Raw genomic sequence first — 18,888 nt, 5'->3', positions numbered from 1 at the left:
GCCGGGAGGGTGCCATGCCTAAGGCCCAATGGAAGTTTCACTTGATTTTGAAGTCACTTATGGGGACCGCTACGGCGTCTTCGCTTGCGCTGGGCACTGCGGCGGTGGCGCAGGAGTTCAACACGGAACAATCCGATACTGAAGTGGTGCTGGCGCCGGATGGGTTTTCGCCCTACGCCGGACGCAACTTCCCACAGGTGCCTTTGTGGGGCGACAGCCATTTGCACACGATGGTCTCGGTTGATGCCGGGACGATGACGCGGTTGTCCCAGGAAGATGCGTTTCGATTTGCCCGAGGGGAAGAGGTGACCACCACCCATGGGCTACGGGCAAAGCTGTCCCGTCCGCTGGATTGGCTGGTGGTGTCCGATCATGCGGAAATGTATGGGTTGATGCCCCAGCTTTTGGGGGGAGATGCGCAGATCTTGTCCTCGCCCATCGGTAAAGAATGGTACGAAAATCTCACCGCGGGTGATCCGCAAATTGCGTTTGAAACTGCGATGGAGATTGTCGCCTCGCTGTCCGGGGATGTGCCGCCAATTGATAACCCCAAGGCGGTGAAACATGCTTGGGAGAATTACACGGCGCTGGCGGATCAGTTTAACGAGCCGGGCGTGTTCTCCGCGATCATCGGGTATGAGTACACCACTGAAGGGGCCAACAACCTGCACCGCAATGTGCTGTTCCGCGATGACAGCGTGCGGGCCAATCAGACGCGGCCCTTCTCGCAATTTGACAGTAAGAACCCCGAAGACCTCTGGGCCTATTTGGCAGAATATGAGGCACGCACGGGTGGTGAGGTGTTGGCGATTGCGCACAATGGCAACCTGTCCAATGGGCGCATGTTCTCGATGAACGCCTGGGACGGATCTGACTTGACCAAAGAGATTGCCGAGATGCGGGCACGGTTTGAACCTATTTATGAACCAACGCAGATCAAAGGTGATGGGGAGGCGCATCCGTTCCTGAGCCCGGATGATGAGTTTGCAGACTTTGACACCTGGGACGCATCCAACCTGAATGGCACGGAGCTCAAGACACCGGACATGCTGGCGGGGGAATATGCGCGGGAGGCGCTCAAGCGAGGTTTGAAGATCGAGCAAGAGTTGGGCGTAAACCCGTTTAAGTTTGGCATGGTGGGGGCGACGGATGCCCATACCGGGATGGCAACGGCGCAAGAGGACAACTTCTTTGGCAAGCATTCCGGGGTGGAGCCGGAGCCGCAGCGCTGGAAACATGTGGTGATAGAGGCGCCGGACCCAGATCTGTCGATTTATGGCTGGAAGCAGGCTGCTGGCGGGCTTGGTGCGGTCTGGGCCAAGGAAAACACCCGCGCGGCGATCTTTGACGCGATGATGCGCAAGGAGACTTACGCCACCACCGGGTCACGCATGTTGGTGCGCTTCTTTGGCGGGTATGAGTTTACCGAGGCAGATGCGCAAAGCCGGCTGCCTGCAGATGCGGGATACGCCAAGGGGGTGCCCATGGGCGGAAACCTGGCCGTTTCTGAGGATGGCGCTGCGCCCACCTTCCTGGTGGCTGCATTGAAAGACCCGCTGTCGGGCAATCTGGACCGCATACAGATTGTGAAAGGCTGGCTGGATGCAGAGGGTGAGACGCAGGAGAAGGTCTATAATGTCGTCTGGGCCGGAGACCGTGCGTTGGATGGTGACGGCAAGTTGCCGGATGTGGGCAATACCGTGGATGTGGCCAATGCGACTTGGACCAACACCATTGGGGCGGCGGAGCTGATTGGCACCTGGCAGGACCCAGATTTTGAGGCCAACCAGTCTGCGTTTTATTATGTGCGGGTGATTGAGATCCCCACCCCGCGCTGGACCGCCTATGAGGCCAAGCGCTTTGGGGTGGAGATGGATGCGGCGGTGCCCATGATCACCACCGAGCGGGCCTATACCTCGCCGATCTGGTACACGCCGGGGTGATCTGGAAAACGCGTGGGTTATGTCACGGTGAACTGGCCCATCATGCCGCAATCCTCATGTTCGAGAATGTGGCAATGGTACATGTAGGGCGCGTCTTCCGGGGCTTCGTAGTCAAATTTGACAAGCACTTCGGAGGCGCCGTTTTCGACGTGCACCATGTCTTTCCATCCGGCGGCATAAGCCGGGGGCGGGGCGTCGTTTTGCGTTAGGATGCGGAATGAGCAGCCGTGGATGTGGAATGGGTGCAGTTGGTCGTCTACGGTGATGCGCCAGATTTCTGTGTCGCCCTTGCGCACAGTTTCGTCGATGCGGTCCATGTTCATTGGCTGGCCGTTGATCGCCATTGCGCCGCCGCCGCAGACATTGCCCCAGTTGGCGGCCAAGGCAGCGAGGTCGGCACCGGTGGTCATTTCCAAGGAGAAGTCGCGTGTGACGGAGGCTTGGCTGCGGTCTGGCGGGGCCAGATTGGCAAGCTGATCGGGCAAGGCACCGTCAAATCCCTTGTCCGAGGTGCGCGTCAGGGTGAGGGCGGTTGCGGTGGTGTTTCCGCCGCCAAACAGCCCGCCGAGGAAATTGAACAGGCCTTCCTCGGGTTCCAGGCCAACCATCAGGCTGTTACTCTCTGCAGTGCGCAGGTCGACGAGCACCTCATAGCGTTCCCCAGGGGACATAAGGATGCTGTCAGTCTCCACAGTGCGCGCCAGAAAGCCGCCGTCGGAGGCGATGACACGCATGGGGCCGGTTTGCATCGAGAGCGTGAGGAATTGGGCGTTGCAAGCGTTGAGGATGCGCAGGCGCACGAGGCCGGTGGGCACGTTTTGAGCAACGGGGGCGATGGTGCCGTTGACCACCAAGGTGTCGCCAATAAAACCGTCCTCAAAGACCGCGCCGTTGACGTCGTAGGTGAGCGTGCCATCAGCGGCGAACATCTTGTCCTGAAGCACCAAGGTGAAGTCATCCACGCCATAGGTTTTGGGCAGATCCGCGGCGAGGCTGGCGTCATCTTCGACCAGCATCACGCCTGCGAGGCCTTTGTAGGTTTGTTGCGCGGTCTTGCCGTGGGTGTGGGAATGAAACCAGTTCATCGACGCGTGTTGGACAATGGGCACGTCCGGCGCCCAAGTGTCGCCCGGCGCGATTTCCTGATGAGGTCCGCCATCCACGTCGCCGGGAATGTGCAGGCCGTGCCAGTGCAATGTGGTGACATCGTGCAGTCTGTTTTGCACGTCAAACGGTAGGGTTTGACCCTGTTTCACCCGCAGGACTGGGCCAAGGTAGCTGTTGTTGATGCCGTAGGTGGCGCTCGCTGCCGCATTGCCAAAATCATGGGTGGCCGCAGCCAGTGTCAGCGGAAGGCGGCCTTCTATGCCGGTGGTGAGGTCGGTCATGGGGATCAATGGGAGTGGACGCAGGGAGGATTGTGCGAAGCTTGTTCCAGCACTTGCCAGCAAGGCGGTTGCCCCGGACGTTTTGAGAAAGTCGCGGCGGTTCATTGAACTCTCCATCATTCATCAACTATGGTTGATAAATGAAAATAGAAAGACCATTTGTCAACCATGATTGATAAAAAAGATGACCGCTTCCTTGCCGACAATATCAAGGGGCTGATGATGACCGTGTTGGGGCGGTGGAATGCAGAAATGGATCGGGGGCGGCAAGCCACCGAGTTTGCGGCGATCCGAGACTCTGACATGCGGGTGTTTGGGCAGCTGCGGGGGCGGACGTTGAAACTGTCGGCGTTGCATCGCGAGTTGGGCATGTCGCGACAAGCGGCGCAGCAGGCGGTGGCGCGGTTGGTGGAACGCGGCGTGTTGCAGGTGACGCTTGCCGAGGGCAGCAAGCGGGACAAGGTGGTGTCTGTGACCGACAAAGGTCAGGAGCTGCGCGGTTTGGCGGCGCGGCAAATCCGGGATATTGAGGCACAATGCGTAGAGGCGATTGGTGCGGACAACACTGAGGTGCTGCGCGATTTGCTTAAGCAGCTTGGGGCGGCCAGCCCCCCATAGGCGCGCTACTCCCCTCGCAGTGCCTGGGCCAAGTCGGCGTTTTCCAGCACGTAGTTGCCAAAACTTGGCCGCCAAACAAGGCCGCGGTCGCGCAGAACGTCCAGCGCCTTTTGCACGCCGCCTTTGGAGTAGGCTTTCCGGTCCGGACCGGCGAGGGCTTGGCGTGTGGCGTCGGTGTAGGGCGAGAACCGGATGCCTTCGGTGGCCATTTTGCGCAACAGCGCCTGTTGTAGCTTGGTGAGCGTGCTGATTTCGGCCAGCAGGGCTTCGCGCATCTGGTGTTTTTTGCGCAAGGCGATGGTGCGGAGGGCTTCGTCGCCAGCGGTGGGCTCCAGGATCAAGTCGCGCAGGCAGTCGGTGAGGATTTCCGGACGGCGGCCGAGGTCGTCAAACACCGCGCCCACAGTGGCGGCGGTGAGTTGGGCATCGGGCGCGAGGCGGGCGTTGATGCGGTGCGTGAGCGCGGTGCTGTAGCTGCTGCCCAATGTCGGGAAATCGCGCACGCGGGCGCCAAAGAACGGGGCTTGCTGGTCGTGGATCAGCGCGGCGAGTTTGTCACGGTGGGAGCCGGTCATCACCAGATAAAGCCGGTTGGGCAGGCCGGATTGATTCACCGCGTCGCGGGCGGCTTTGAGGGCGAACATGGCGTTTTTGCCCGCCTCAGTGGCGAGGCTTTGCTGGGCCTCGTCGATGATCAACACCACGTCTTTTTGCGTGGCCTCACAGAGCAGTAGGAGCGCATCGGGGATGGTGCCTTCCCATTGGCCCGCCGACTTCAGGTTCACGCTAAAGCCCAGCGCGCCGACGGAGGTGAAGGGCACATTGCGGTGTAATTTGGCGATCAAGCTGTCGTTGTCCTTGAGCGCCTTGGCGAGGCAGGCAGTGATCAGCTTGGCCGGATCAGAGCTGCGGTCGGCCCAGAGGTCCACGTAGAGCACGCATTTGCCCTGCTGCTCCAGAAGCGGGGCGAGGTCGCGGCGTAGGAAGGTGCTTTTGCCCGTGCGCCGTGGGGCTGCGAGGAACAGCCCAGCGCTTTCGCCTACCAAGGGATCGGGGTTCAGCAGGCTGGCGACTTGCTCGGCTTCTAAGGGGCGCGGGATGTGGTGGTCGGTGGTCATGGGTATCCTGGGGTAACTGGTGTGGCGGTATGGTAATCTGATGTGGAGTACTTTGGAATACCCTGTGTGTCGAAGGGGTCATTGACGGAAATGTGACCGCGCTTGTGGGGAGAAAGCGTGGTCGCGTTGGACAGCTTGGCAGGTGAGGTGCCAGACTGGCATCATGAAACAGGTTTTGGCACTGACAGTGGCGGCAACCGTCGCGATGATGAGCGGCCCCTATGCTCCTTCGGCGCAGGTAGGAAGCTGCGCGACGGACGCGATGCTGGTGTTTGACGGCTCCACCTCCATGGCGGAAATCAGTTTTGAGACCGGCCCCAACACCCGCATTGTCGAGGCGCGGCAGGCGATCCGCCGGGCGATGCCGGACATAGCGCCTTATCGTCGGGTCGGGTTGATGACTTATGGGCCCGGCGCGGGCGGGGCTTGTGCAAATGTGGATCTGCGATTTCGGCCGGTTGAGAACGCAGCCGAGCCGGTGATTGCAGCGATTGATGGGTTGCAACCGGATGGGCTGACGCCGTTGACAGCGGCGGTGCAGCAGGCGGCAGAGGCGATGGACTACCGCAACAGCCCCGGCGTTGTGGTGCTGGTGACCGATGGCAATGAAACCTGTGGCGGGCGGCCTTGTGAGATGGCACAGGCGTTTCGAGCAACGGCACGGGATTTGGTGGTGCATGTGATTGGCTTCCGGGCCGAGGTAGATTTCTTTGCCTGGAACAACCCGGAGCAAGATCCGTTGACTGACACCACCGTGGCGCGGTGTCTGGCGGATGAGACTGGCGGCCTGTTTGTGACCACGGAAACGGTGGATGAGCTGGTGGCCGCGTTGCAGCGCACGTTGGGGTGTCCGGTGATAGGCAGACCGTTTGACCAAGTGAAAACGCGCCCCGTGTGAGGCGCGTTTCTTAAGACTTTTGTCGGGTGATCAGTATTCCACCACCGCGCGAATGGATTTGCCTTCGTGCATCAGGTCAAAGCCGTGGTTGATTTCGTCCAAGGTCAGCTTGTGGGTGATCATCGGGTCGATCTCGATTTTGCCGTCCATGTACCAATCGACAAACTTGGGCACGTCGGTGCGGCCCTTGGCACCGCCGAACGCCGTGCCTTTCCAGACGCGACCGGTGACCAACTGGAACGGGCGGGTGGAGATTTCGGCGCCGGCAGGGGCCACGCCGATGATAACGCTGACGCCCCAACCGCGGTGGGAGCATTCCAGGGCGTCACGCATGACCTGCACGTTGCCGGTGGCGTCAAAGGAGTAGTCCACGCCGCCGAACTGGTCTTTTTCGGTTTTGGTGATCTCGACGATGGCATCCACGACGGATTGCTCGCCCAGTTTTGAGGGGTTCACAAAGTGGGTCATGCCAAACTTCTTGGCCATCTCGGCTTTGTCGTCGTTAAGGTCGACGCCGATGATGGTGTCGGCACCGGCCATGCGCAGGCCCTGGATGACGTTGAGGCCAATGCCGCCGAGGCCGAAGACCGCCGCAGAGGAGCCGATCTCCACGCCAGCGGTGTTGATCACCGCGCCGATGCCGGTGGTGACACCGCAGCCGATGTAGCAGATTTTGTCAAAGGGCGCGTCTTCGCGCACTTTTGCGAGCGCGATTTCCGGCATCACCGTGTGGTTCGCAAAGGTCGAGCAGCCCATGTAGTGGTAGATCGGCGTGCCATCGAGCATGGAGAAACGGGTGGTGCCGTCGGGCATCAGTCCCTGACCTTGCGTGCCACGGATGGCGGTGCAGAGGTTGGTTTTACCGGATAGGCAGGAATGGCATTCGCGGCATTCTGGCGTGTAGAGCGGGATCACGTGATCACCCGGCTTGAGCGTGGTGACGCCTTCGCCACATTCCACCACAACGCCTGCGCCTTCGTGGCCCAGAATGGACGGGAACAGACCCTCCGGGTCGGCGCCGGAGCGGGTGAATTCGTCGGTGTGGCACAGGCCTGTGGCCTTGATTTCAATGAGAACTTCGCCTGCCTTGGGGCCTTCGAGGTTCACTTCCATGATTTCCAATGGCTTGCCGGCTTCCAAAGCGACGGCGGCTTTCGTGCGCATCATTTTGCCTATCCTCCCAGTTTGTTTTGGAGCGTGGTTGAAACGCTCTATCATTGCAACCTTATTGGGAACATAGCGAAGGCCCCTCGTGGTTGGCACGGCGGGGACGAAGCAAATTTGTATATTTGCGACAAGGAGTAAGATTATGCGGTTTGTGGTTTTGGCAGCGGCGGGCTTTGTAGGGCTGGCGGCTTTGACAGCGTGTAAAGGGGAAGACGTGGCGGAAGCAAAAGGCAGCACCACCTGTGATCCGGCGACGTTTGAGTTCCTGGTGGGGCAGGACAAGAGTGCGCTTGAGGGCGTGACCGTGCCGGAGATGGTGCGGGTGATGGCCGAGAACTCGCCAGCCACCATGGATTTCCACGAGAACCGTCTGAACGTGGTGCATGATGAAGCTGGTAAGATTTTGAAAGTCAGCTGCAGTTAAGCCGCTGAGCTAGGCGATGGCATGGCCCGGCCTTTGGTCGGGCTATTTCTTTTTCTGGCGGTAGGGCTTGTGGCAGGCTTTGCAGGCCAGCCCAACCCCGCCCAGCGTACTTGCCAGCGCGGCGCGGTCTTTGAAATCCAGCGCTTTCGCGGCTTTGGTGAGATCGTCAGATTTTGCCGAAAAGTCCGCCCAGTTGTCCCAGATTGCTGGTAAGGCCTCGGTTTTGGGGTCGGTGGCCGGGTTTTCAAACAAGGCGTTGATTTTGCCGGATTCCATCACAATGGTGTCGCGCGCCATGCGGGCTTTGGCTTGATGCAGGGGGACTTCCTGTTTCGCCATGCTGACCAGAGTTTTGAAAGCCGCGCCAATTTTTTCCATCGCCATCATGCGGGCCATGACTTCGGGGTCTTTCACACCGTTGTGGGCGTGGGCCGAAGTGGTGATCAACAAAGCGGCGGCGATCAAAAGGTGGCGGCGCATTTTGGCTCCTTTGGTTGGCTGCCTCTATGCAGCCCATGGCGGGGCTGGGAATCAAGTGGAAAATATGGGAACATAAAGTGAACAAATATCACGATTCTGTTCCGTGTGCTGCCTATGCCGAACCGTCGCATTCTTTCCCTGTGGTTCCCGCGTTTGGGGGCCGAGCGCCTGATCCGTATGGAGCGGGGCACCTTTGATGCACCTTTGGCGGTGCTGCGGGATACGGGACAGATGCAGGTGATTTGCTCGTTGTCGGAGCAGGCGGAGCGGGAGGGCCTCACATTGGGGCAGCCTTTGCGCGATGCGCAGGCGATGTGTCCACATTTGATCACGCGGTTGCGGAATGTGCAGGCGGAGCAGGGGTTTATGAAAGTGCTGACGCGCTGGGCGGGGAAGTACTCACCCTGGGTGGCAGCCACGGAAGAGGATGCGCTGGTGCTGGATGTGACCGGCAGCACCCATCTGTTTGGCGGTGAAGAGGGCGTGTTGGAGCGGGTGGGGGAGGACTGCGCGGATTTGCAGCTGACGGTGCGGGCCGGGCTGGCGGATACCTTGGGGGCGGCCTGGGCCTTGGCGCGGTTTGGGAGGCAGCCAGGGCCGCAGCTTGCCAGTGGGACGCATCGCAGCGGGGATGACATTGATCAGGAGGCCCCGGCGACGCGGTCGCGGGCGGTGAAGCGGCGGCATTGGACCCGGGGCGGCGCGGCCCCGCCTGCTGCGGGCGGCAAGGTGGACGTGGGACGGATTGCGCCGCCGGGGCAAACCCACAGTGCGCTGGCGGCGCTGCCGGTGGCGGCGTTGCGGCTGGATAGCGATACGCAGGCGGAGCTGGCGCGGCTGGGGCTGCGGCGGATTGGCGATTTGACCGGGCAGCCGCGGGCGGGGCTGGCGCGGCGGTTTGGCAAATGGCTGGTGTTGCGGCTGGATCAGGCGCTGGGCGCGGTGCCGGAGCCGGTGAACCCAGCGCCGCCGGAGACGTTTTACGCGGTGCGCATGAGCCTGCCGGACCCGATTGGGCTGGAAGAGGATGTGGCGGCGGCGGTGGACAAGGTGTTGGGGCCGCTGTGTGAGCGGCTGAAGAAAAAGTCCAAAGGTCTTCGCGTCGTGCGGTTGCAGGTGTTTCGCACCGATCAGACCATGCAGAGCGTCGAGGTGGGGCTGGCGCGGGCCACCGATGATCCCGAGCGGGTGCGGCCGTTGTTGCGGATGAAGCTGACCGACATCGATGCGGGCTTTGGCATTGATATGCTGCGACTGGAGGCGGTGCGGGTGGAAACGCTGCATGCGCGCCACACGGCGGGGCATCTGGAGGCGCGGCAGGCGGCAGAGAAGCGGCTGAGCCAGGGCCAGGCCTTGGAGGATCTGATTGGCCGGATTGGCGCGCGGGTGGGGCTGGAACAGATCACCCGACGGCATCCGGCGTCCAGTCATATCCCAGAGAAAACCGCGCAGATATTGCACGCCGCCTGGTCAGAGCCCTGGGAGCAGGCCTGGCCAGAGAGCGTGTTGAAACGGCCTTTGCTGTTGTGGCGACCAGAGCCGGTGCACGCGCCGGAGGTGCCGCGCTTGCCGGAGGTGTTCCGGTGGCGCGGGCGCGATATGGCGGTGGCGGATGCGCGCGGGCCGGAGCGGATTGCGCCGGAGTGGTGGCTGGATGAGCCGGAGTGGCGCAGCGGTGTACGCGATTACTGGCGGGTGACCTGCAAGAATGGCGAACGGCTGTGGCTCTATTTTGCCCATGGTGGGCAAATGTCGGCGGGCTGGTTTTGTCAGGGCAGCTTTGCGTGAGCGGCGAACTGGCCTAGGTTGGCCACAAGGCGTTGACAAGTGATCCACGGGTATTGGGACAGGCATATGACATTTCAAGACAGCTATTTGGGACAATTGCGAGCGCAAGTCGGGAGTCGGCCGCTCATCGCCGTTGGCGGTCGGGTGCTTATTGAAGATGACAAGGGAAGGTTTTTGATCATCCAGCGGGCGGATGACGGGCTTTGGGGGCTGCCCGGCGGCAGTATGGAGCTTGGGGAGACCCTACTCGATGTGGTGCATCGCGAAGCCAAGGAAGAGGCCAACGCGACGATCAGAGATGTAACGGTTTTTGGTCTGTCGTCTGATCCAGAGATCGAAAGCCATACCTACCCGAACGGGGATCAAATCCAGAGCGTCTCGCTTTTGGTGCATGGCTTTCTGGCGCAAAAGGCGGTGATGCCCGACCAGCGTGAAACCGTGGCGATTGATTTTGTTGCGCCTGAGGAAATTGACATGGCGCGGTTTGTGCTGCCGGAGCGCCGCACCTTTGCATTGTGGTGGGCCTATCAGGAAACCGGACAGTTTCAACTGGTCTAGGCGCAAAAGAAAACCGCCCCGAAAGGGGCGGCTCTAGCGGGTAAAAAGAAAAGTGCCCCTCGGCGGCACAGACTGGGTGGGGGCAATAGTGCCGCGCCGCCGAAGGTAGCGTTTCGTTTTCGCTATGAGGGTAAGATGGCGGGCAGTTGCGGCGACAAAAGGAAGGCACCAAGGCGTTTTGCGGAAAAATCTGTGACCAAAATGGGGCGTGGTTAACGGCGTGGGAGCGGTATGTTGGGCTTGCTTTTGGTGCGGAATGGCGCAAGGCTGAGGGTATGAATGCCCAACCTCCCAGCAGATTGCACCCGCCCCAGAAGCCGCCTGAGCAGGTGGCGTTTCATCGCACCGAACTGTCGGTTATTTTGGGGCTTTATGGACGGATGGTCGCTGCAGGCGAGTGGCGTGACTACGGGATTTCCAGCTTGCGGGAAGTGGCGGTGTTTTCGGTGTTTCGCCGGGCGGCGGAAAACCCGCTGTATCGCATCGAAAAACGGCCGAAGCTGCGTAACAAGCAAGGGCTTTATGCGGTGATTGGCATGGACGGGCAGGTGCTCAAGCGTGGGCACGACCTGAAAACTGTGTTGCGGGTGCTGGAGCGAAAGCTGATCCGTGCAGTGGAGTGAGCGGGTGGGATTGCGCCAGACCACAGAGTTTCGCAGGGCAACGTTGAAGGAGCTGTCCATCATTCTGGAGTGGGCGGCCGAAGAGGGCTGGAACCCTGGGTTAGAGGATGCGGCCGCGTTTTGGCAGGCCGATCCGGAGGGGTTCTTTGTGGCGACGGTGGATGGCCAGTTGGCAGCGGCGATTTCGGTGGTGACCCACACCGAGAATTTTGCCTTTCTTGGATTGTATATCGCGCGGCCTGCGTTTCGCGGGCAGGGCATTGGTTATGGGCTGTGGGAACATGCGCTCCAACATGCTGGTGCGCGTGTGGTGGGCTTGGACGGTGTGCCGGATCAGCAGGACAATTATGCCGCTTCGGGGTTTGAACTGTTCAGCGCCACGACGCGGTTTACGGGCGAGGTTGTCGCGCGGGAGAGTGATCGCGTCCGAGAGGCGGCGCCGGAGGATGTCGCCACATTGATTGACCTAGAGGCGGCGGCGTCTGGTGTGCGTAAGCCTGCGTATCTTGCTGCGTGGTTTGCACCAGTGGAGAGCCGTCAGACCTGGATCATGCAGGTTGCGAATGGAGTTGCAGGATTTTGCACCGCACGGCGCTGTCGTGAGGGTGTAAAGATTGGCCCGCTTTGGGCGCAGGGCGAAGAGCACGCTCAGGCGTTGATTGCGCATGTGGCCGCGACGATGGGCGGCCCGGTGACGCTGGATGTGCCAGACACCTCGGCGTCGTTGAAGGCGCTGTGTCAGTCGCTGAACCTGACGCCGGGGTTTGCCACCGCGCGGATGTATCGCGGCGCGTCGGTGCCGGTTGGCGACGCGTCAGGCGGATATTTTGCCGTGAGCACGCTGGAGCTGGGCTGACGCAGCGCAAGGGAAGGGGCCAGCCCCTTCTTGGCTTTGCCAATTCATCCCCGGGATATTTGGGGACTGAGAATGTGGGGTCACTCTGGTGAGAGGTGGGTGGCCATCACGCAGAGCAGTTCAAACATCACCGAAACACCCAGGAAGGCGGTGCCGCCGGAGCTGTCAAACGGGGGAGAGACCTCGACCATGTCGGCGCCAATGATGTTGAGGCCGTTTAGGTGGCGCACCACTTCCAGGGCTTGGAAGCTGTTGGGGCCGCCAACTTCGGGTGTGCCGGTGCCCGGCGCGAAGGTGGGGTCCACAAAGTCGATGTCGTAGCTGACGTAAGTGGGCTCTGCGCCCACAATCTCGCGGGCCTCGGCCATGACGTCTTCAAGTCCTCTCGCGAAAAACTCTTCGATGCGGATCACGCGGATGCCGACGGATTTGGCAAAATCCGTGTCCTCGTCATCGTAGGTGCTGCCGCGGATGCCAATTTGCACGAAACGCTTGGGATCAAGCAGGCCTTCCTCCACCGCGCGGCGGAAAGGTGTGCCGTGGGTGTACATCGTGCCGCCAAAATAGCTGTGGTAGAGGTCTGTGTGGCTGTCAAAATGCACCATGCCGACGGGGCTGTCCTTCGCGAGGGAGCGCAGGATCGGCAGAGAAGTGAGGTGGTCGCCGCCTGCGGTGAGGGGCGTGATGTTTTGCGCCAGAACGTCGTCATAGAAGGCGGTGATGCGCTCCATGCTGTCGTGGATGTCAGCGGGGTTGGGGCCCACATCACCAAGGTCGGCGCAGTTGATCAGATCAAAGGGGCGTACGCCGGTGGCGCCATTTTGGGCGCGGATCATGGTGGAGGCGTCGCGCAGTTGGCGCGGGCCATGGCGCGGGCCCGGGCGGTTGGTGGTGCCGCTGTCCCAGGGTACGCCGATCAGGCCAACATCCACATCGGCGATGCGGTCATGGTCCAGATCCATGACGGGTAGGCGCATGAAAGAGGGCACGCCAGCAAAGCGGGGCAGGTCCATGCCAGACACGGGTTGGAAGAAACCGCTGCTCATGTGGAGGCTCCTAAGATGGGTCGTTTGTGGGAGGTGACCGGACCGTCGCCTTGGGCCTCAATACGAGTGATGGCTGCGGCGATGGGCTCATACGCCACGGCCATGTGATGCGCGTTGGCGTGGATCATTGTGTTGGGATCGGTGACCATGGCGACATGGCCTTTCCAGAACAGCAGGTCGCCGCGCTGGTAGGGGCCGGTTGCATCTGGAAAGGCGGCCTCTTGCAGGTCGCTGTCGCCGGGGCAGGGGGTGCCTGTAGCCAAGAGTGCCGCTTGCACAAGGCCGGAACAGTCGATGCCAAAAGAAGAATTGCCGCCCCAAAGGTAGGGCGCTCCGATCAGGCGTTCGGCAACCGTGGCGGCGTCGCTTTCGACGTGATCGATGGGTGCAAGGTGCTGGCTGGGGACATAGAGGTCGCGGGTGACCTGGCCGCCGTCCCAGGCGATACGGGCCCAGTTGTCCTCTTGCGAGAGCACCACAAGGCGAGTGCCGAACGATAGCGGGGTGACATGACCCATGGTTTTCAGGCCTGGGGTGGTTTTGGCGTAGCTGCGGGCGGCGGCGATGCTGTGGGTGGGTGTCTGTTTTGGGTGGCTGAGAAGGTCGCCGATGTCGACCCAGCCGACGTAGCCATCTTTCTCGGCATAGCCAAAGGCCATGCCGTTTTGTGTGTGCACCACATTGACAACTTCGCCGCGCAGGAGCTGGCGTTCGCGGGTGCCTTGCGGGCCGGAGAGCAGGTCGGTGACCACCATGGCGACGCGGTAGGGGGTGGGCTCAACAAAGCGGTCGGCGGTGACTTGGCCGCGCAGGAAGGCGGCGGCGACTTTGCCGGTGCTGGGGGTCAGACGCTTATCCATCAGAGTGACAGAACCTCGGGCAGGGCCGCGAGGATGGCGCGGGCGCCCATGCCAACGCCGCCTTTCGGGCGAGCTGGCGACGGGGTTGGGTTCCAGCCGTAGATGTCAAAATGGGCGTAGCGTTGGTCTTTGGCAAAGCGGCGCAGGAAGAGTGCGGCGGTGATGGAGCCCGCAAAGCCGCCAGAGGGGGCGTTGTCCAGATCAGCGATGCCGGGTTCGATCATCTTCTCATAAGGTTCCCAGAACGGCATGCGCCAAACCGGGTCTGAGACCTCGGTGGCGGCAGTTTCCAGTGCGGAGACAAAGCCAGTATCATCGGTGTAGTAGGGCGAGAGGTCGGGACCGACCGCGACACGGGCGGCGCCGGTGAGGGTTGCCATGGAGAGGATCATATCGGGGGTGTCTTCTGACCCCAGGGCCAATGCGTCGGCCAGCACAAGGCGGCCCTCGGCGTCGGTGTTGTTGATTTCCACGGAGAGGCCATTGCGGGCGGTGAGGATGTCGCCGGGGCGGAAGCTGTCGCCGGAAACCGCGTTTTCCACCGCAGGGATCAGGACGCGCAGTTGCAGCGGTAGATTGAGCGCCATGATCATTTGAGCGAGGCCCAGCACGGTGGCGGAGCCGCCCATGTCTTTCTTCATCAGCGCCATGGAGCCGCCGGGTTTGAGGTTCAACCCGCCGGTGTCGAAACAGACACCTTTGCCCACCAGTGTGAGCGTGGGGCCTTCGCTGCCCCAGCGCATGTCGATCAGGCGCGGGGCGCGGTGCTCGGCGGCGGCACGGCCCACTGCGTGGATCATCGGGAAGTTCTGTTCCAGAAGCGCAGTGCCTTTGGTCACGGTGCAGATTGCGCCGTAGTTCAGGGCCAAGGCACGGGTTGCGTCTTCGAGCTCTTGCGGGCCCATGTCAGAGGCGGGTGTGTTGATCAGATCGCGGGTGAGGGCCTCTCCCGCGGCAATGGCCTCTACTTTGGCGGCGTCCACGCCGGGCGGGCAGATCAGTTGGGCGGTGGCGCCAGAGGATTTGGCGTAGCGGTCAAAGGCATATTGCGCGAGCAGCCAGCCGAGGGCCTCGGTTTCCAGATCGCCAGCGGGCAGGGCGCCAACCAGCGCGTAGGTGCCTGCGGGCAGAGTGGCAGCGGCGGCGGCCAGGGCAAAGCGGCCCCGGGCGCGGGTTTGCGGCGTGCCGAAGCCTGCGACAGCCATCACCGGCGCGCCGGAGGCATCCGGGATCAGAATGGATTTGCCGATGGCGGGCTTGAAACCGGTGGCGGTCAGGAAGGTGCGGGCGGATTGGGTTTGGGCGTCACGCCAGGCCTCATAGCTGTCGCTGTCCACCACATGCAATGGGATGGACGGGCCGCCTTCGGCGGAAGCAAATGTGAGGGACATGGCGCACCTTTCTGACCGGACGTAAGCTGTTTGATCTCCAGCCTAACGGTTGGTGCGCCCCCTGCAAGCGGATTGGCGCACCGATCAGATGTAGGTGCGCTTCAGATCCCAGATTTCACGCAAAGCGCCTTCCCCAACGCGGATTAGGCGGGCATGTGTGGCCGAAAGGGCCACGTGGTCGCCGCGATCACAGCAAGCCACCACATCACCGGCAACCTGTGATAGCGCGGTCATGCAGAGGCGACCGGCGATCAGTTCGACCAGGGACATGGTGTCCGCCAGTTCCGACAGGTTGCTGGCGTTCAGATGGTGCTCGCCCATCGCCAGATGATCGGTCAGCGATTTGACCAACCCCAGAAAGGTCTCTTCGGCCTCATCCGGATTCATTCGTATAAAGACGCGGGCCAATTCGTCCTGATCGACGACGGCCTGTTCGCTCATTATTAGCTTTGCCACTTGTGACATGTCTCACCCTAAGTTTTGTCCGTTTCACCCAAACGGTTAGACACATCAATGACCGCCAAACCTTCTCAAATGGTTTCTAGGGCGGTCTAAAATCCGTAGAATTACAGCTAAATAGCTTTCAATTGCTTAGGGTTAGGAGATTCGTGGATGTGCCTGGTTCGCCTCTGAGATGAGGGCGGTGGTGTCGCATTTTCGTTGTTTTAAAGGTGTTTTTTGAGACGTGCAGGGGGCGGTGTTTGGCGATGGGAACGAGAAAGCGCCGCGCCAGTGGGGACTGTCGCGGCGCTTGGGGTGGGTGCCTTTGGAAACAGGGTGTTTCCGAAATTTGTTAGCGCAGGACCATTTCCGAAGGCCATTGCAAGGTGTGGGACAGCTTCACATCAAAGCTTTCGCCAACAGCCAATTCTCGTTGCCACATAAGAATACCGCGTTGGTCTTCGTAGTTGGTTTCTGTCGGCGCAGGCGTGGCCTGATGGGTGATCTCGAGATCCTGTTGCTCGCTATAGGGCACGCGGCCTAACAGGCGCAGGTCCCAAGCGCGGCCGGTGAGGTTTTCGGCGGTCAGCACACGGGTTTCGCTCTGCTCGTTGCGGGTGGTCAGCACACCTTTGTCGCCGGTGACCTTGTTGGTGACCTTGTTGCTCAGGCGCAGGCCGTTGATCGGGCCAAAGGAGAAGTCGATGTCGTCGCCCTCCGCTATCAGGGGCATTTCCTGTTGGCCAATGTAGGTGCCGTTGAGGAAAAAGTTGGCCTCAAAGCTGGGCAGGATCAACTCGCCACCGTCGTTAGTGGCTTCGGCCATGAGGAAGGCGGTCTCGTCACGCATCGGGTTGGCAAAAGCGTAGGTTTCGGGCGTCAGGTCCAAGGTTCCCAGCGCCAGGTGCAGGGCGTCGGAGGCGGACGACACAGAAACTGGCGTTGGGTAGGCGTATGTGGCGTTGATGCCGTCACCAAAGCTGTAAGAGGCTTCCTCCGCGATCAGTACGGGCTCCGCCATAGGCGCGGCCGACTCGCGCAGATCCATCTCGGCGAGGCGGCCCGCGTTGGTTTTGGCGAGGGCGGGCTGTTCTTTTTCGATATGGCGGCGCCAGGGGGACAGACCGCTGGGTTCGGATTGCCCATCCGGGCGGCTGGTGGAGAGGGTAATAGCAACGTCGGTCCAGTCCTCGTCGGTGAACTGGCTCACAAAAGCGCCGCGTTCGATGCTGAGTTGCGGCGTGTCGGTGTTGTTGAGGTGTACGTCATAGGCGGGCAACCAGCGGGCGAACTGTGTGAGGTGGGTGAGCGTGAGAGTGCCTTCGGTGGCGGCCTCGGTCGCGATCGAGATCGCCAGCATGGCATTGTCGCTCTCGGTGGGGGTCAGCGCCCCGACCAATTGGCGGGCGTCCTCCAGCGGTTGGCGCAGCTCTTCGAGTTGTTTTTCATACTGACGCGCTTCGCGTTCTGCCGAGGCAATATCGCGGTGGGCAGCGAGGGTTTCGCGGCCAATCAACGCCATGGTTTCTTTCAGCACATCCGGTGAGGCGGCGGTTTCCGAGGGGCCTTGCAGGGTGGATAGATAGGCGAGGCGCGCGCGGGCGACCTCGGCGGTCATCATCACGTCGGCGTGGCTGTCGCTGGCTTCCTGCCAGTCGTTTTCGAGCAATTCGAGCTCGGATTTTGCCGCCGCGAGCTCGGGGCTGTCTTCTTGCTGGTGCGGGTACACCCGCTCGTGGCGCAAGGTCACAGCGCCAAGCTGGGCCCCATCGAGGGCCACACGGACGGACATCGGGTCAAGGCTTTCGGGCAGGTTGGTGATCAGCAGATCGTGGGTGCCAGCGGGGGCACTAAAAGGTACCGCGCGCGTGAGGGTGGCGCCTTCGGAATAAAGCGTGGCCGCGGTGACCGGGGCGTTGAGGCGGATGTCGTTGGCCCAAAGCGGTGTGGCCAGCGGGACAAGGGCAGTGGCTAAAATCGCGTGTTTCATCAATCACCTGTGGTTTTGTTTGATGAAAGACGAACACGCGGGGCGCGCGGAGGCAAGTCAGCTTTGCGTATGTTTGGTCGTTGGGCGGGGAGTTGCCGGACATGCGTAAGACGTCGGGCATGAAAAAGGGCGCCTGTAAGGACGCCCTTTGAAATTCGTCATGTGAAAGGGCTTAGCCCTTCTTGAGCACTTCGCGGCCCAGGGTCTCCGCAATCTGGACTGCGTTCAGTGCCGCGCCTTTGCGCAGGTTGTCGGACACGCACCAGAGGTTCAGGCCGTTGTCCAATGTGCTGTCCTGACGGATGCGGGAGATGAAGGTGGCGAAGTCGCCCACACATTCTTTGGGAGTCACGTAACCGCCGTCTTCGCGCTTGTCGATCACCATGATGCCTGGGCTTTCGCGCAGGATGTCACGGGCTTCGTCTTCGTCCAGGAACTCTTCGAATTCGATGTTGATCGACTCGGAGTGGCCGACAAACACAGGCACGCGCACGCAGGTGGCGGTGACTTTGATCGCCGGATCGACGATCTTCTTGGTCTCGGCAACCATCTTCCACTCTTCTTTGGTGGAGCCGTCTTCCATGAACACGTCGATGTGCGGGATCACGTTGAACGCGATCTCTTTGGTGTAGACTTTTGGCGGCACATCAGAGGTTGGGTTATAGACCGCTTTAGTCTGATCCCAGAGCTCGTCCATTGCGTCTTTGCCGGAGCCGGACACGGACTGGTAGGTGGACACAACAACGCGCTTGATTTTGGCGCGGTCATGCAGCGGCTTCAGCGCCACAACCATCTGCGCGGTGGAGCAGTTCGGGTTGGCGATGATGTTTTTCTTGGAGTAGCCGTGGATCGCGTCAGCGTTGCACTCTGGCACGATCAGCGGCACGTCGGGGTCGTAGCGATAGAGCGAGCTGTTGTCGATCACGACACAATTGGCCGCCGCTGCGATGGGGGCGAACTTCTTGGTGGCTTCAGAGCCGATGGCGAAGAGCGCCATGTCCCAACCTGCGAAGTCGAATTGTTCAATGTCCTGAATCTTCAGGGTTTTGTCGGCGAAGGTGACCTCGGTGCCCTGGCTGCGGCGGCTTGCCAAAACAGCAATCTCATCCACTGGGAACTGACGTTCCTCCAGAATGTTCAGCATTTCGCGGCCCACGTTGCCTGTGGCACCAGCGACGACGATGCGATAACCCATCTGAGGTCTCCATTTCTAACGACGCGCTCTCTTAGCCTTGTTTTCCTCAAGAAAAAAGGGGTGGGTGGCCGGAAATTGCTGAAGGGGGTCATTCCGGTTTGCGA

The 18,888-nt window shown here is 61.1% G+C and carries 18 protein-coding genes; 8 read left to right on the top strand and 10 right to left on the bottom strand.

Annotation, left to right across the window (positions count from 1 at the left end; translation table 11 throughout):
• The first annotated feature begins 14 nt into the window (after positions 1 to 14).
• Positions 15 to 1,943 (top strand): DUF3604 domain-containing protein, encoded by a 1,929-nt coding sequence (locus SIB38_RS21955; RefSeq protein WP_412551040.1) that lies wholly within the window; start codon positions 15 to 17, stop codon positions 1,941 to 1,943.
• Positions 1,944 to 1,960: 17 nt separating this feature from the next.
• On the opposite strand, the gene SIB38_RS21950 is transcribed toward SIB38_RS21955, so the two are convergent.
• Entirely contained in the window at positions 1,961 to 3,436 is a 1,476-nt protein-coding gene (locus SIB38_RS21950) for a multicopper oxidase domain-containing protein (protein ID WP_412551039.1), read from the bottom strand.
• 63 nt (positions 3,437 to 3,499) lie between these two features.
• Between SIB38_RS21950 and SIB38_RS21945 the strand changes: the two genes are divergently transcribed.
• Complete coding sequence (locus tag SIB38_RS21945; protein ID WP_294112703.1) at positions 3,500 to 3,949, top strand: winged helix DNA-binding protein; 450 nt, start codon at positions 3,500 to 3,502, stop codon at positions 3,947 to 3,949.
• Positions 3,950 to 3,954: 5 nt separating this feature from the next.
• Here the strand turns inward: SIB38_RS21945 and SIB38_RS21940 are convergent, their stop codons facing one another.
• The gene (locus SIB38_RS21940; protein ID WP_412551038.1) at positions 3,955 to 5,067 is read right to left on the bottom strand and encodes a hypothetical protein; all 1,113 of its coding nucleotides are present in this window, start codon (positions 5,065 to 5,067) and stop codon (positions 3,955 to 3,957) included.
• A 163-nt stretch (positions 5,068 to 5,230) separates the two neighbouring features.
• Between SIB38_RS21940 and SIB38_RS21935 the strand changes: the two genes are divergently transcribed.
• Positions 5,231 to 5,965: a vWA domain-containing protein gene (locus SIB38_RS21935; protein WP_294112707.1), complete on the top strand. Its 735-nt coding sequence runs from the start codon at positions 5,231 to 5,233 to the stop codon at positions 5,963 to 5,965.
• A 30-nt stretch (positions 5,966 to 5,995) separates the two neighbouring features.
• Here the strand turns inward: SIB38_RS21935 and SIB38_RS21930 are convergent, their stop codons facing one another.
• The gene (locus tag SIB38_RS21930) at positions 5,996 to 7,129 is read right to left on the bottom strand and encodes an S-(hydroxymethyl)glutathione dehydrogenase/class III alcohol dehydrogenase (protein WP_294113251.1); all 1,134 of its coding nucleotides are present in this window, start codon (positions 7,127 to 7,129) and stop codon (positions 5,996 to 5,998) included.
• A 145-nt stretch (positions 7,130 to 7,274) separates the two neighbouring features.
• On the opposite strand from SIB38_RS21930, the gene SIB38_RS21925 reads away from it, so the two are divergent.
• Positions 7,275 to 7,556, top strand: coding sequence for an I78 family peptidase inhibitor (locus SIB38_RS21925; protein WP_412551037.1), 282 nt, complete (start codon positions 7,275 to 7,277; stop codon positions 7,554 to 7,556).
• Between the two features lie 42 nt (positions 7,557 to 7,598).
• Here the strand turns inward: SIB38_RS21925 and SIB38_RS21920 are convergent, their stop codons facing one another.
• Positions 7,599 to 8,036, bottom strand: coding sequence for a c-type cytochrome (locus SIB38_RS21920; protein ID WP_294112709.1), 438 nt, complete (start codon positions 8,034 to 8,036; stop codon positions 7,599 to 7,601).
• Positions 8,037 to 8,150: 114 nt separating this feature from the next.
• Here SIB38_RS21920 and SIB38_RS21915 point away from each other — a divergent pair, with 114 nt between their 5' ends.
• The 4 genes from SIB38_RS21915 to SIB38_RS21900 all read left to right on the top strand — a co-directional run bounded on the left by SIB38_RS21915 (position 8,151) and on the right by SIB38_RS21900 (position 11,861).
• Positions 8,151 to 9,824, top strand: coding sequence for a DUF6504 family protein (locus tag SIB38_RS21915; protein ID WP_294112711.1), 1,674 nt, complete (start codon positions 8,151 to 8,153; stop codon positions 9,822 to 9,824).
• Positions 9,825 to 9,890: 66 nt separating this feature from the next.
• Positions 9,891 to 10,382, top strand: a complete 492-nt coding sequence (locus SIB38_RS21910; protein WP_294112713.1) for an NUDIX domain-containing protein — start codon at positions 9,891 to 9,893, stop codon at positions 10,380 to 10,382.
• 275 nt (positions 10,383 to 10,657) lie between these two features.
• The gene (locus SIB38_RS21905) at positions 10,658 to 11,005 is read left to right on the top strand and encodes a DUF2794 domain-containing protein (RefSeq protein WP_168591579.1); all 348 of its coding nucleotides are present in this window, start codon (positions 10,658 to 10,660) and stop codon (positions 11,003 to 11,005) included.
• Between the two features lie 4 nt (positions 11,006 to 11,009).
• Positions 11,010 to 11,861, top strand: a complete 852-nt coding sequence (locus SIB38_RS21900; RefSeq protein WP_294112717.1) for a GNAT family N-acetyltransferase — start codon at positions 11,010 to 11,012, stop codon at positions 11,859 to 11,861.
• Positions 11,862 to 11,941: 80 nt separating this feature from the next.
• On the opposite strand, the gene speB is transcribed toward SIB38_RS21900, so the two are convergent.
• From speB to SIB38_RS21870, 6 genes are all read right to left on the bottom strand, one after another.
• Positions 11,942 to 12,907 (bottom strand): agmatinase, encoded by a 966-nt coding sequence (gene speB, locus SIB38_RS21895; protein WP_294112719.1) that lies wholly within the window; start codon positions 12,905 to 12,907, stop codon positions 11,942 to 11,944.
• Positions 12,904 to 13,767: an NlpC/P60 family protein gene (locus tag SIB38_RS21890; RefSeq protein WP_294112721.1), complete on the bottom strand. Its 864-nt coding sequence runs from the start codon at positions 13,765 to 13,767 to the stop codon at positions 12,904 to 12,906. The genes speB and SIB38_RS21890 overlap by 4 nt, the downstream gene beginning before the upstream one ends.
• Positions 13,767 to 15,158: a leucyl aminopeptidase family protein gene (locus SIB38_RS21885; RefSeq protein ID WP_412551036.1), complete on the bottom strand. Its 1,392-nt coding sequence runs from the start codon at positions 15,156 to 15,158 to the stop codon at positions 13,767 to 13,769. Before SIB38_RS21885 ends, SIB38_RS21890 begins: the two co-directional genes overlap by 1 nt.
• 84 nt (positions 15,159 to 15,242) lie before the next feature.
• Positions 15,243 to 15,599 carry a hypothetical protein gene (locus tag SIB38_RS21880; RefSeq protein WP_294112725.1) on the bottom strand — a complete coding sequence of 119 codons (357 nt, stop codon included), beginning with the start codon at positions 15,597 to 15,599 and terminating at the stop codon, positions 15,243 to 15,245.
• A gap of 352 nt (positions 15,600 to 15,951) precedes the next feature.
• A complete protein-coding gene (locus tag SIB38_RS21875; protein ID WP_412551035.1) occupies positions 15,952 to 17,589 on the bottom strand; it encodes a DUF4139 domain-containing protein in 1,638 nt (545 codons plus the stop codon).
• Between the two features lie 172 nt (positions 17,590 to 17,761).
• A complete protein-coding gene (locus SIB38_RS21870; RefSeq protein ID WP_294112727.1) occupies positions 17,762 to 18,784 on the bottom strand; it encodes an aspartate-semialdehyde dehydrogenase in 1,023 nt (340 codons plus the stop codon).
• Positions 18,785 to 18,888: the final 104 nt, after the last annotated feature.

Source organism: Shimia sp. MIT910701, assembly GCF_047126315.1.
Classification (GTDB): domain Bacteria; phylum Pseudomonadota; class Alphaproteobacteria; order Rhodobacterales; family Rhodobacteraceae; genus Shimia.
The sequence above is the reverse complement of the archived record's forward strand: the minus strand, read 5'-3'. Positions and strand labels throughout refer to the sequence as shown.